At 73.8% G+C, this 12,114-nt stretch carries 12 protein-coding genes; 8 read left to right on the top strand and 4 right to left on the bottom strand.

Going from position 1 to position 12,114, the window contains the following annotated elements:
* Positions 1–7: 7 nt before the first annotated feature.
* The 6 genes from ABZV06_RS17630 to ABZV06_RS17605 all read left to right on the top strand — a co-directional run bounded on the left by ABZV06_RS17630 (position 8) and on the right by ABZV06_RS17605 (position 6,459).
* A complete protein-coding gene (locus ABZV06_RS17630; protein WP_355236481.1) occupies positions 8–1,699 on the top strand; it encodes a GAF domain-containing sensor histidine kinase in 1,692 nt (563 codons plus the stop codon).
* Between the two features lie 7 nt (positions 1,700–1,706).
* Entirely contained in the window at positions 1,707–2,375 is a 669-nt protein-coding gene (locus tag ABZV06_RS17625; protein WP_007072219.1) for a response regulator transcription factor, read from the top strand.
* Between the two features lie 188 nt (positions 2,376–2,563).
* A complete protein-coding gene (locus ABZV06_RS17620) occupies positions 2,564–3,373 on the top strand; it encodes an SAM-dependent methyltransferase (protein WP_355236477.1) in 810 nt (269 codons plus the stop codon).
* Between the two features lie 79 nt (positions 3,374–3,452).
* Positions 3,453–5,111 (top strand): bifunctional diguanylate cyclase/phosphodiesterase, encoded by a 1,659-nt coding sequence (locus ABZV06_RS17615; protein ID WP_355236975.1) that lies wholly within the window; start codon positions 3,453–3,455, stop codon positions 5,109–5,111.
* Between the two features lie 97 nt (positions 5,112–5,208).
* Positions 5,209–5,790 carry a TetR/AcrR family transcriptional regulator gene (locus ABZV06_RS17610; RefSeq protein ID WP_355236474.1) on the top strand — a complete coding sequence of 194 codons (582 nt, stop codon included), beginning with the start codon at positions 5,209–5,211 and terminating at the stop codon, positions 5,788–5,790.
* A gap of 12 nt (positions 5,791–5,802) precedes the next feature.
* On the top strand, positions 5,803–6,459 hold the full coding sequence (locus tag ABZV06_RS17605) for a lysophospholipid acyltransferase family protein (protein ID WP_355236472.1): 657 nt from the start codon (positions 5,803–5,805) through the stop codon (positions 6,457–6,459).
* 13 nt (positions 6,460–6,472) lie between these two features.
* Here the strand turns inward: ABZV06_RS17605 and ABZV06_RS17600 are convergent, their stop codons facing one another.
* From ABZV06_RS17600 to ABZV06_RS17590, 3 genes are all read right to left on the bottom strand, one after another.
* Positions 6,473–7,597 (bottom strand): glycosyltransferase family 4 protein, encoded by a 1,125-nt coding sequence (locus tag ABZV06_RS17600; protein WP_355236469.1) that lies wholly within the window; start codon positions 7,595–7,597, stop codon positions 6,473–6,475.
* Complete coding sequence (locus tag ABZV06_RS17595; protein ID WP_355622580.1) at positions 7,594–8,853, bottom strand: M48 family metallopeptidase; 1,260 nt, start codon at positions 8,851–8,853, stop codon at positions 7,594–7,596. The genes ABZV06_RS17600 and ABZV06_RS17595 overlap by 4 nt, the downstream gene beginning before the upstream one ends.
* Positions 8,854–9,134: 281 nt before the next feature.
* The gene (locus tag ABZV06_RS17590) at positions 9,135–9,386 is read right to left on the bottom strand and encodes a hypothetical protein (protein ID WP_355236464.1); all 252 of its coding nucleotides are present in this window, start codon (positions 9,384–9,386) and stop codon (positions 9,135–9,137) included.
* Between the two features lie 384 nt (positions 9,387–9,770).
* Here ABZV06_RS17590 and ABZV06_RS17585 point away from each other — a divergent pair, with 384 nt between their 5' ends.
* Positions 9,771–10,163 (top strand): hypothetical protein, encoded by a 393-nt coding sequence (locus ABZV06_RS17585; RefSeq protein WP_355622577.1) that lies wholly within the window; start codon positions 9,771–9,773, stop codon positions 10,161–10,163.
* Positions 10,164–10,186: 23 nt separating this feature from the next.
* Positions 10,187–10,519 (top strand): hypothetical protein, encoded by a 333-nt coding sequence (locus ABZV06_RS17580; RefSeq protein ID WP_355622575.1) that lies wholly within the window; start codon positions 10,187–10,189, stop codon positions 10,517–10,519.
* 51 nt (positions 10,520–10,570) lie between these two features.
* On the opposite strand, the gene ABZV06_RS17575 is transcribed toward ABZV06_RS17580, so the two are convergent.
* Positions 10,571–11,989, bottom strand: coding sequence for an NYN domain-containing protein (locus ABZV06_RS17575; protein ID WP_355622572.1), 1,419 nt, complete (start codon positions 11,987–11,989; stop codon positions 10,571–10,573).
* Positions 11,990–12,114 lie beyond the last annotated feature (125 nt).

Genomic DNA, 12,114 nt, shown 5'->3' with positions numbered 1-12,114 from the left:
CCGTCACGTGCCCGCATCCACAACCGCCGCCCCACACCCGCATCCTCTCGCCGCGGCCGCCCGCCTGGTGATGCTGGCGCTGGTCGCGATCCTGACCCTGTTCGCCACCCGCGACGTCGCCCAGCTGTGGTGGATCGCGCTGTTGGCGGTCGCCGGGCTGCCCTCCCTGCTCGCTCCGCAGCACCGGCTGATCGGGCCGCTGAGCCGGGTGGCCGAGGTGGTGGTGCTGGGGCTGGCCGCGAGCCAGATCGCCGCGGTCGCGTCGATCGGCGGCACCGTCGACGGGCTGGGCGCCTCCGCCGTGCTGCCCTACCTGGCGGTGCCGGTGACCGTCACCGCTCTGCGCCGCCGCTTCCGCGAGGGCACGGCGCTGCTCGCGGTGACCGCCGCCACGCTGCTGGTCAGCGGCGCGGTGACCGAGGTCGACGGCACACGCCAACTCGGCCAGGTGGGCTACCTCGCGGTCTGCGCCCAGTGGCTGATCCTCGCCGCGCTCGGGCTCTACGCCGCCGGCACCCTGCACCGGGTGATGGCCGTACGCGCCGACGGCAAGCCCCAGCCGTACGCCGAGGCCACCCGCCTGCTGACCCAACTGCGGACGGTGGCCCGGCAACTGCCCGGGGCGACCCTGGACCCGGGCGGCATCTCCGAGCACCTGATCGAGGAGCTGCGCACGGTGGCCCGGGCGGACCGGGGGGCGGTGCTGTCGGCCAGCGGCGGGGGCCGGCTCGTGGTGCTCGCCCAGGCCGGGGCGGACCGGGTCGACTGGGAGACGACGCTGGACGCGGACTCGGCGATCGCCGACGCCTGGGCCAGCCAGCAGGCCACCACCGCGGCCCGCTCGCAGGCCCGCTCGCACCGGCGCGGGGACGTGTCCGCGCTGATCGTCCCGCTGGTCGCCGGGGTCCGCACGGTGGGTCTGGTGGTGCTGGAGGCCGACGTCGCGCAGGCGTACCCGCCGCCGGTGGTGTCCCGGGTGACCGCGCTGACCCGGCCGGCGGCGCTGCGGTTGGAGGCGGCGCTGCTCTTCGACGAGGTCCGCTCGCTGGCCACCAACGAGGAGCGACAGCGACTGGCCCGGGAGATCCACGACGGGGTGGCGCAGGAACTGGTGATGGTCGGCTACGGCATCGACAACGCCATGGCCACCGTCTTCGACGACGCGGACGAGACCGCCGAGGCGCTGCGGACGCTGCGCGCCGAGGTGACCCGGGTGATCCAGGAGCTGCGGCTGAGCCTCTTCGAGCTGCGCAGCGAGGTGGACCGGCAGGGCGGGCTGGCCGCGGCGATCGCCGAGTACGCCCGCACCGTCGGCGCGTCCGGTGGGTTGCGGGTCCACCTGTCGCTGGACGAGTCCACGGCCCGCCTGCCGGCCGCCACCGAGGCCGAGCTGTTGCGCATCGCGCAGGAGGCGGTGACCAACGCCCGGAAGCACGCCGGGGCGTCGAATTTGTGGGTCACGTGCGAGGTCGACCCCCCGTACGCGCAAATTGAAGTGTCGGATGACGGTCAGGGGATGGCTGACCAGCGCCCCGACGGACGGTACGGTCTTGCGATCATGGCCGAGAGGGCGGAACGTATCCGGGGCCGGTTGGAGATCAGGCCGCGGCAACCCAGCGGCACGACCGTGGCGGTGGTTCTCGGCACCTCGTCCCGGCGCGATAACGTGCGTGACAGCGCAGCACCAGAAGGGGAGTAACCCGAGGATGACCACAAGTCCGACACCGGCCACCCGCACCAAGGTCCTCCTTGTCGACGATCATGACCTGATTCGTAAGGGCCTGCGGCACGCCTTCGAGCGCGACCGCCAGTTCGAGGTCGTCGGCGAGGCCGCGACCGCGGCAGAGGGGGTACGCCAGGCCGGCGCCCTCCAGCCGGACGTGGTGATCATGGATCTGCGGCTGCCCGACGGCAGCGGCCTGGAGGCCACCCGCGCGCTGCGCAAGTCCAGCGCGTCCATGGGCATCGTGGTGTTGACCATGTACGCCGGCGACGACCAGCTCTTCGGTGCCCTGGAGGCCGGCGCGAGCGCGTTCGTGCCCAAGACCGCTCCGGCCGACGAGGTCGTGGCCGCCGCACGGCACGCCGCCTCGTCGCCCAGCGCGTTCACCGCCGCCGACCTGGCCGAGGCGATGAAGCGTCGACTCGCCCCCTCCGGCCCGCAGCTCTCCCCCCGCGAGGGGCAGGTCCTGCGGCTGCTCGCCGACGGCATGAGCGTGGCGGGCATCGCCAAGCAGCTCTTCGTCAGCGAGTCCACGGCGAAGACGCACATCTCCAAGCTCTACGAGAAGCTCGGTGCCGCCAACCGGGCACAGGCCCTGATGACCGCGCTGCGGCTCGGCCTGCTCGAAGCGCCGGACGCCCCGAAGTTCTAACCCACGCCCGCTCGTCGAGCGGGATTCCGTGACCGAAGGTCCGCGCCGCCGCACCGCTGGCGCGGACCTTCGCGTATCGACCGACGTCGGCGGCGAGTGCGCGACACGCTATGGTCTGCCGGGTACCGCGGGGGCAGAATACCCGCGCGGGCGATGACGCCCGCGTCGTGGACTCAAGGGGTGAGCGCATGCAGCGGCCGGACTGGGCACCCGACACCATCGACATCGAACGCCCGAGCGTCGCCCGGATGTACGACTACTACCTCGGCGGATCGCACAACTTCGCCGCGGACCGGGCCGCCGCGCAGGCGATGGTGGCGGCCGTACCGGAGGCGCCGCTGGCGGCGCAGGCCAACCGGGCATTCCTGCGCCGGGCGGTCCACCACCTCGCCGAGACCGGCATTCGCCAGTTCCTGGACATCGGCTCGGGCATCCCCACGGTCGGCAACGTCCACGAGATCGCCCAGCGGATCGACCCGGCGTCGCGGGTGGTCTACGTGGACGTCGACCCGGTTGCGGTGGCGCACAGCCGGGAGATCCTGGCCGGCAACGACCGCGCGGCCATCGTCCAGGAGGACCTGCGGCACCCGGAGGAGATCCTGGCGCACCCCGACACGCGCAGGCTGCTCGACCTGAGTCAGCCGGTGGCCGTGATGATCGTGGCCGTCCTGCACTTCGTCCCCGACGACGACCGGCCGGCGGAGCTGCTGGCGACGCTGCGCGACGCGTTGGCGCCCGGCAGCTACCTGGTGCTGTCGCAGGCCAGCGACGACGGCCGCGCCGGGGAGGAGCGCGCCGAGGCCGAGCGGGTCTACCGGCGTACCGACAGTCCGCTCACGATTCGCAGCCAGGCCGAGCTGGCCGCGCTCTTCGACGGGTTCGAGCTGGTCGACCCGGGCGTCGTCTGGGTGCCGCAGTGGCGACCCGACAGCCCGGAGAGCGCGGAGGCCGCCGAGCGGGCGGTGTTCATGGGCGGCGTCGGGCGACTCGGTGACTGAGGCGGCTGCGGCGGCCACCCGCCCCGGCACCTTCGCCCGCGCCTGGGCCAAGGCGGTCTCCGGTACGAGCTACCTGCCGATGACACAGGCCCAGCTCGAGGCGCTGCTGCACCGGCTCACCGGCCAGCTGGCTCAGGCGCTGCTCGCCGAGCCGTTCGACCTGCGCGCCGGGCACCGGGTCGGCGCGGAGCTGGTCGCCGCGCACATCGCGTCCGCCGAAGGGCTGGGTCGTACGGTCGAGGTGATCCAGCTCCGGCTCGTGCGGGACCTGGGCCTGGTGGCCGAGGACGTCGAGGACCGAATGGCGCGACTGCTGGCCGCCGTGGCGACCGGCTACGCCCGCGCGCTGCGGGACCGCACGCTCGACGAGCAGGAGTCCATCCGCCGGGCCGCCATGATGGCCCGGACGCAGGCCGAACGGGCGCTGCGGGCCAGCGAGGCGCGGTTCCGCCACCAGGCCACCCACGACCCGCTCACCGGCCTGCCCAACCGGACGCTGTTCACCGAGCGGCTCACCGCCGCGCTCAACGAGCCGGGCCGGGGTGCCCAGCGCCTCGGGGTGTGTTTCCTCGACCTGGACCGGTTCAAGGTCGTCAACGACAGCCTGGGGCACCAGGTCGGCGACCAGTTGCTGACCACGGTGGCGGAACGGCTCCGCCAGACCCTCGGCGCGCACCTGGTGGCCCGCCTCGGTGGGGACGAGTTCGTCATCCTGGTGGAGGGCACCGGCGGCACCGAGGCGGCCGTGGAGGTCGCCGAGGCCGCTCTGGCCGCGGTCCGGACACCGGTGGTGGTCGCCGGGCACGAGCTCCAGGTCACCGCGAGCATCGGCATCGTGGAGCGGCAGGTGGCCGGTGCCAGCCCCAGCGACCTGATGCGGGCCGCCGACAGCACCCTGCACTGGGCGAAGTCGGCCGGTGGGGCGCGCTGGGCGCTCTACGACGCCGAGCGCAACCGCCGTGAGCTGGCTCGGTACGCCCTCTCGGCAGCCATTCCGGCCGCCCTGGAGCGGGGCGAGTTCTACCTCGACTACCAGCCCCTGACGTCGCTGCGCGACGGCAAACTGCTCGGTGTGGAGGCGCTGGTCCGCTGGCGACACCCGGAGTTGGGCGTCCTGCGGCCGGACAGCTTCATCGCGCTGGCCGAGGAGACCGGTCTGATCGTGCAACTGGGCGGGTGGGTGCTCGCCGAGGCGTGCCGCGAGGCGGAGGCGTGGTCGACGGGCGGTGCCCACGCGCCGTTCGTGAGCGTCAACCTTGCCGTGCGGCAGGTGCACCGGCCCGGCCTGGTGCAGGAGGTCCGTACGCTGCTGAGCCAGACTGGTCTGCCGCCCGAACGACTCCAGTTGGAGATCACCGAGAGCACGATGATGAGCAGCGCCAAGGAGCCCGTTCGGGCCCTGCGGGTGCTGGCCGATCTGGGCGTACGCATCGCCATCGACGACTTCGGCACCGGCTACAGCAACCTCGCGTACCTGCGGGACCTGCCGGTCACCGAGCTGAAGGTGGCCGGGGAGTTCGTGGCCGGCCTGCGTTCGCCGGCGGTGGGGCGTACCGACGAACGGATTCTCGCCTCGCTGGTGTCGCTGGCGCACGCGCTCGACCTCACGGTGACCGCCGAGGGGGTGGAGACCGCCGGGCAGGCGGAGCGACTGCGGGCGATCGACTGCGACGCCGCACAGGGCTGGCACTTCGGCCGCCCGGCCCCCGCCGACCGCATCCTGGCCCGCATCCGCTGAGCGCCCGCGATCGTCGACACGGCGTCCAGCTGTCGAGCGGTTGTCTACGCGCCCCGGGGCGTAGACAACGTCTACGGCGAACTGGTAGACAGTGTCTATGAATCAGGCGGCGGGAGTTCGGGCCCGACTGGTGGCGGCCGGGGTGGACCTGGTGCTGCGGGAGGGCCAGTCCGGCGTGTCCCTGCGGGAGATCGCCCGTCGTGCGGGCGTGTCACACGGTGCGCCACGCCGCTACTTCCCCACCCACGTCGACCTGCTCTCGGCCATCGCCCGCGAGGGCTTCGCCGACCTCACCACCCGGCTCGAGCAGACGATGCGCGCGGCCGACCCCCAGCCGCGTACCCGACTGGTCGCGCTGGCCCGGACGTACCTGGACTTCGCCGCGGCGCACCGCGGCATGTTCGAGCTGATGTTCCGCCACGACCTGCTGTCCAGCGGTCGCCTGCGGCTACGCGAGACGAGCCTGCCGCTGTTCACCCTCCTGACCGACCTGGTGGCACAGGCGCGCCGGCCGACCGACGCGCCCGCGGCGGTGGTCGCCGGTGCGCTCTGGGCCAACCTGCACGGCATCGCCCAGCTCTGGGCCTGGGGAAGCCTGCCGCTGGCGACCGGCGACAACGACGACGACGACGTGCTGCGGGCCGCCCTCGACGCGCACCTCGGCCCCGCACCGAACTGAACCGGAGACGACGTGCCCCTGCTGTACGACCTCAGCAAACTGACCGTCGGATCGGCCCTGCGACTGGGCTGGCGACCCCGCGTCCAGGGACTGGAACACCTGCCCCGCGAGGGTGGCGCGATTCTCGCCAGCAACCACCTGTCCGTCGCCGACCAGGTGTTCCTCGGCTGCCTGACGCCCCGACACGTCACCTTCTGGGCCAAGGCCGAGTACTTCACCGGCAGTTGGCTCAGCCGGCAGGTCGTCGCCGGCATGGGGGCCATCCGTGTCGAACGCGCCGGTGGCCGGGCCGCCCTCACGGCCCTCGACGCGGCCGTGCCGGTGCTGCGCGCCGGCGGGCTCGTCGCCATCTTCCCGGAGGGCACCCGCTCCCCCGACGGGCGGCTCTACCGGGGCCGGGTCGGCATGACCCGGCTGGCCCGCGACGCCGAGGTGCCGATCATCCCGATCGGTGTGCTCGGCACCGCCGAGGTGCTGCCGGTCGACGCGCGAGTTCCCCGTCGGCACCCGGTCACCCTGCGGTTCGGGCCGGCGATCCCGGTCGCCGGGCGTATCACCGGGCCGCGCGACGTCCGGACGGTCACCGACGAGGTGATGGCCGCGATCCAACAGCTCACCAACCAGGAGTACGTCCCCCGCTACGCCCCGCCCCGGCAGACCGGCCCCTGAGCAGGGGCGACGGTCAGCCGGCCAGCAGAGACGCCATCCGCTGCGCCTGCGCCTCCCAGCGCCACTCCCGCTCCACCCACGCTCGACCGGCCGCGCCGAGCTGGCGGGCCAGGTCACGGTCGGCGAGCAGCCGCGCGACCCGGTCGGCGAGCTGCGCGACGTCCCGGCCCCGCACCACGTACCCGGTCTCGGCCTCCCGGACCGCGTCCGGCGCGCCGCCGGAGTCCCCGGCCACCACCGGCAGGCCGGTTGCGGACGCCTCCAGGTAGACGATGCCCAGCCCCTCCACGTCCAGGCCGCGGTTGCGGGTGCGGCACGGCATCGCGTAGACGTCACCGGCCGCGTAGTGCGCTGGCAGCTCGGCCGCCGGCACCGAGCCGGTGAAGACCACGTCCTGCTCGACGCCCGCCTGGCGGGCCAGCTTCTCCAGGGTCGCCCGGTACGGGCCGCCGCCGACGATCAGCAGCGCCGCGTCGGGCACCCGACGGCGGATCTCCGGCAGTGCCCGGATCAGCATGTCCTGACCCTTACGCGGCACGAGCCGGGACACGCAGACCACCACCGGACGGTCGGTCAGCCCCAACCGGGCGCGGACCGGCTCGCCGTCCACCGTCGGGTGGTAGGTGTCCACGTCCACCCCCGGCGCGAGCCGACGCAGGTCGGTCACCCCGCCCAGCACCCGAGCGAGCCGGGTGCGGGTGTACTCGCCCAGGTAGGTGGTCACGTCGACACCACGCCCGATGCGCCGCAGCGCCGGCCGGGCGGCCGGCAGCGCCGCCCAACCGACCTCGTGGCCGTGGGTCTGCGCCACCACCCGCCGTACGCCCGCACGCCTGCGTAGACCGGCGGCGAGCAGCCCCAGCGGGGCCGCCGCCCCGAACCACACCGTGTCGCAGTCGTACTCGCGGGCGAGCCGGGCCGCCCGACGGGCGATCAGCGGGGTGGGCAGCAGCACCCGGGTGCGTTCACGGATCACCTCGAACGGCTGGTCGGCGTCGAACTTCTCCGCGCCGCGCCAGCTCGACGCGTAGACGACCACCGACCCGGCCGGCTGACGCACGGCGAGGTTGTGCACGAAGGACTGGATGCCACCCGGGCGGGGTGGGAAGTCGTTGGTGATCAGCAACGTCCGGCTCATCGGCGGGCCTCCCGGGCGTACGCGCGGGCGGCGGCCATCCGCTCCACGGTGGACGGATGCGAGGCCGAGTAGAGGTATTCCCACCGCGGCGGGTCGGGGTCACCCAGGTTGACCGAGCCGAGGCGGCGCTGCATCGACTCGAAGGCCACCGGGTCGCCGGTGAGCGCGAGCGCGTGTGCGTCGGCCCGCGCCTCCACCCGCCGCGACACCAGCGCCTGCACGGGGGTGGCGACCAGGCCGGCCACCGTGACCAGGGCGACCAGCAGCGGAAACGCGCGCGGATGGGCGATCGAGTCGACGCCGGCCAACCGCAACAGCAGGCCCCAGGAACCGAGCAGGTAGAGGGCGACCACCGTGGCGGCGGCGCCCAGCGCCCCGGTCAGCGTGCCCACCGTCACGTCGGAGTCCTTCGCGTGGCCCAGCTCGTGCGCCACCACAGCGGTCAGCTCGTCGGGGGTGGCCTCGCGCAGGAGGGTGTCGTAGACGACCACCCGGCGGGTCGGGCCGAGGCCGGAGACGTACGCGTTGACCGCCCTGGTGCGCCGCGAGGCGTCGGCGACGAGCACGTCGCGCACCGGCACCCCGTCCCGGGCCGCCATGCTCATCAACTCGGTGCGCAACGGGCCCTGCTCCATCGGGGTGAACTTGTTGAAGACCGGCTCGACGAGCACGGGCAGCACGAACGACAGCAGCACCACCAGCAGGGCCGCGCCCGCCGCGCCGAGAGCCCACCACCAGCGCGGCGCGAGCCGGATGACCAGATAGAAACCGAGAAGCGCCACCGCACCGATCACGGCGCTCACCGCGTACGACTTGAGCAGGTCGACGGCCCAGCCGCTCCACCCGTTGGTGCTCAGCCCGTAGCGGGTCAGGACGCTCTGCCGCCAGGCGGCGAACGGGAGGGTGAGCAGGTCGGCGACGAGCACCACGGCGAGACCGCCGAGCACCGCCTGGGCGATCCAGTGCCCACCGAACGGCCGGCCCACCAGCTCGACCAGGCGACTGCCCAGCGGGGTGAGGCCGAGCGCGACGGCGATCAGCAGCCCCACGGCCAGCGCGGCGTAGCCGCCGGGGCGCAGGGCAGCACGGAACTCACGCCCCTTGGCCACCTGGTCGGCCGGGAGGTCCCGGAGCGCGGCGAGCTGGTCGGCACGGGGCGCCGGGGGCCGGTGCCAGGGGATGAACACCGCGACGGTCACCAGCAGGGCCACCGTCAACGCGGCCAACGTCAGCACCGCCCAGCCGCGCGGGCTCACCGGGACACCGCCTGCCGCGGGTCGCCGGCGTGCGTCGCACCGACGGGCGCGTCGCGCTCGCGTCGTACCCCGCTCATCCCGTCGCTCCTCCCGCCGTGACCGCCCATCCTATGGCCCGCGAAAAGTCCGCTTCGGGCGCGGTGTCGCGCTCCGTCGCCCCGGCCGGCGGGCAGCCCGGCGAGGGCCCGTGCCACCGGGCGCGGAAGGCTCGTGCCGGTGACTCAGGCCATCCGGCGACTCAGGCCACCCGGCGGCTCAGGCCACCCGGCGGACGCGGTGGCTCAGGCCACTCGGCGGACCCAGCGCGCGGGGGCACCGGACCGGGCGGGCACGTCGGGCCGGACGGGCACGTCGGGCCGCGCGGGCGCGGCCAGCACCTCGACGTCGAAGCCAGCCCGGGCGAGCACCTCGATCGCCTCGACCTCGGCGGCGACCAGCCCGGCCGCCGGGGACGTCTCGTCGAACAGGGCGGTCAGCGGGCAGCCGGAACAGCCGTCGGCCCGCTTCGCGCACCCGTCGCAGTCGATGAGCATCACGCCTCCTGATCGCTCGCGATGCGCGGTCGACACGCTGTCGTCGCCACCCGAGCACCGTCGGTCACATCGACGCTATCCACCGGGTACGACAGAACCGCCCGTTGAGGGCTAGATCGACTCCAGGTCAGCGAAATCGGGGTATCCCGACCGGCCGGACACCACGACATCGCCGACCTCGTGACCAGCAAGCCCCTCCCGGCTGGACGCACCCGCCGCGCCCGGTCGAATCGCCGGTCAACTGCCGGTCAAGCGCCTGTTCCGTCGACAGTGGCCGCTGCGATCGTTGCCCTACGGCCGATCCACCGCCGCCCGAAGGTCCAACGACGTCCCGGCGGGCCGAGTGGAACCGGCCGTCCCACCCTGACCCACGGAGGTTGTCGAATGCGCGGACCATCCACGACCACACGCTCCCGTCTCTCGGCCGTCGCGCTCCTCGCGGTCGCCGCGACAGCCGCGGGCGGACTCGTCGCCACGCCGGCGCAGGCCACCTCGGCGCTCGGCTGCAACTACCCCCGCGTCTGCTTCTGGGTGAGCGGCAGCCCCTACGACGGCGCGCCGCCGACCGCGTCGTTCCAGGACACCTACTACCAGACCCTCGGGTCCCGCAGCAGGGGCGCGGACTGGGTCTACAACAGCCGCAACGACGACGGCGCGAAGATCTTCTACTCGAACAACGACTGGGTGTGCGTCTCCCCGGGCGAGCTGGCCTACCTCGAGCCGTATGGCTACGCGGTCGCCATCGACATCATGGACTCCCCGTACTGCTCCTACTGAACCGATCGAAGGAGGTTGAAGACATGAATCCACGACGTCTCCTGGCCGCGTGCGCCGTCGCGGTGACCGCGGCGGTCGGCCTGGTCGCCACACCGGCCTTCGCCGGTGGCTACTTCACGACGAAGACGGACCTGAACCTGCGCTACTGCCAGTGGCTGAACAACTCGCAGTGCTCGGTCATCCTCACCATCGGAAAGGGCCAGTCGGTCTACCTGAACTGCTGGGCGACCGGATCGTCGGTCAACGGCGACACCGTCTGGTACAACGCGTTCTACGGAAACGCGAGCGGCATGCTCGCCGGTGACTACATGTACACCGGCCACGACCCGAACCCGTCGGTCTCCCGCTGCGTCTGACGGCGGCAGAGCCACCGACACAGCTGCGCCGATCCGGCCCCGGCGCGCCCTTCAGGAGCGGGCGAGGCGGCGCAGCAGCGAGTCGGCCCCCAGCGGGTACGCGCCGTGCCGGCGTACGCCGTCGGCGACCTCGCGGTCGGACGAGACCACGACGACCGGGCGGCCCGCCGGCTCGGCGCGGACCAGGCGTCGGATCAGCTCGTCGGCCGTCTCGCCCTTACGCGAGAAGAGCACCCGTACGCCGCGCGGCGCGGGGGGCAGCCCGTGCATCCGCTCGGCCCCGTCGAACACCACGGTGACCTCGTCGCCGGTCTGCGCGGCGATCCCGCCCAGCCCGGTGATGAGGCGCTTGCGCTGCTGCTCCAGGGACATCTCGCCGAAGCCGCGCTTGGTGACGTTGTAGCCGTCCACCACGAGGTGCGCCCGGGGCAGGGCGAGGAGCTGGTCGAGCCGGGCGGGGTCGTCGGTGTCGCGGGCACGGGCGGCCGGGCCGGCCGGAGCGCTCCCCGGCTGCTCGGCGAACGCGTCCGCGACGAAGTCGGCGGGAAGCTTGTCGACCGGGTCGAGCGCCAACTCCCGGCGCAGCCCGACGGCGGCCTGGCCGATGGTCTCCAGCAGCAGCCAGAGGCGGGCGTCGTCGACCGAGCGGGCCTCCTTGGCGCTGGCGCGGGCGACCCCGGCAGCGGCCTCCGCCTCGGCGAGCCGGGCGCGGGCGCGGCGCAGCTCGGCGTCCACGTCGGCGCTGGCCCGGGCCGCGCGACCCCGCTCGGTGGCGAGAACGTCGGTGGCCTTGCGCTCGCGGATCTGCGTCTCACGCAGGGTACGGGCCAGCTGACGGGACTCCTCGCGGAGCTGACCCAGCTCCTCCCGGACCCGTGCCAGCTCGTCGCGGAGCTTGTCGGCCTCGACCCGGGCCACCGCGCGGTCGTGTTCGGCGCGGGTGGCCCGGTGCTCGGCCTCGCGGACCAGTTCGGCGACGACGGCGCTGTCCGCCTCGGCGCGCACCGCGGCGCCGCTGGCGTCGATCAGCTCCCGCCAGCCGCGCGGTCGGGCCAGGTACGCCAGCGCGGCCACCTCGACCGGGTCGGCGGCGGCCGGCGCGGTGCCCTCGACCACGGCCGCACCGAGGTCACCGGCGTCGGCCAGCACCCGGGCGGTGACGCGCTGCCGGAACAGCGGGTCACCGGTGAGCTGGGCGGCGATGGCCGGAGCGCCGAGGCGGGCCCGACGGTTGGGGGCGAACTTGGCCACCCGCCGCAGCGGCACCGGCACCTCGTCGGCGGGCAACCCCGGCAGCACGGCAGCGGTCAGCGCCACGATCCGCTGCCGGACCGGCTCGGGCAGTGTCGGCTCCGGCTCGATCGCCGATCCGCCGGGAGTGTCGCCGGTGTCCGGATCGCCCACGGCACCGTCGCGCGCGACCGGATCCTCCTGCGGGAGGTGGTCGTCGTGCGGCTCGGTGAGGGGCATGTGGCAAGTCTCCCACCGCTGGCGGGCCCACCGCCCGGTGAGTGAGCCGATCTCTCATCCTAGCCCCATGGTGACTGGTGGGACGGCTGCGACGGGAGTGTCGGACCGGGGCGCTAGCGTGCCGC

The sequence above is a fragment of the Micromonospora sp. NPDC005172 genome (assembly GCF_040608555.1).
Taxonomy (GTDB): Bacteria; Actinomycetota; Actinomycetes; order Mycobacteriales; family Micromonosporaceae; genus Micromonospora.
This window is presented reverse-complemented; position numbering and strand designations above follow the sequence as displayed.

What these genes read in the sequence shown, in the direction of transcription:
- ABZV06_RS17600 (WP_355236469.1), bottom strand. Translation starts at nt 7,597, where the DNA reads ATGAGCCGGACGTTGCTGATCACCAACGACTTCCCACCCCGCCCGGGT.
- ABZV06_RS17625 (WP_007072219.1), top strand. Translation starts at nt 1,707, where the DNA reads ATGACCACAAGTCCGACACCGGCCACCCGCACCAAGGTCCTCCTTGTC.
- ABZV06_RS17575 (WP_355622572.1), bottom strand. Translation starts at nt 11,989, where the DNA reads ATGCCCCTCACCGAGCCGCACGACGACCACCTCCCGCAGGAGGATCCG.
- ABZV06_RS17580 (WP_355622575.1), top strand. Translation starts at nt 10,187, where the DNA reads ATGAATCCACGACGTCTCCTGGCCGCGTGCGCCGTCGCGGTGACCGCG.
- ABZV06_RS17615 (WP_355236975.1), top strand. Translation starts at nt 3,453, where the DNA reads ATGACACAGGCCCAGCTCGAGGCGCTGCTGCACCGGCTCACCGGCCAG.
- ABZV06_RS17610 (WP_355236474.1), top strand. Translation starts at nt 5,209, where the DNA reads ATGAATCAGGCGGCGGGAGTTCGGGCCCGACTGGTGGCGGCCGGGGTG.
- ABZV06_RS17620 (WP_355236477.1), top strand. Translation starts at nt 2,564, where the DNA reads ATGCAGCGGCCGGACTGGGCACCCGACACCATCGACATCGAACGCCCG.
- ABZV06_RS17590 (WP_355236464.1), bottom strand. Translation starts at nt 9,386, where the DNA reads ATGCTCATCGACTGCGACGGGTGCGCGAAGCGGGCCGACGGCTGTTCC.
- ABZV06_RS17585 (WP_355622577.1), top strand. Translation starts at nt 9,771, where the DNA reads ATGCGCGGACCATCCACGACCACACGCTCCCGTCTCTCGGCCGTCGCG.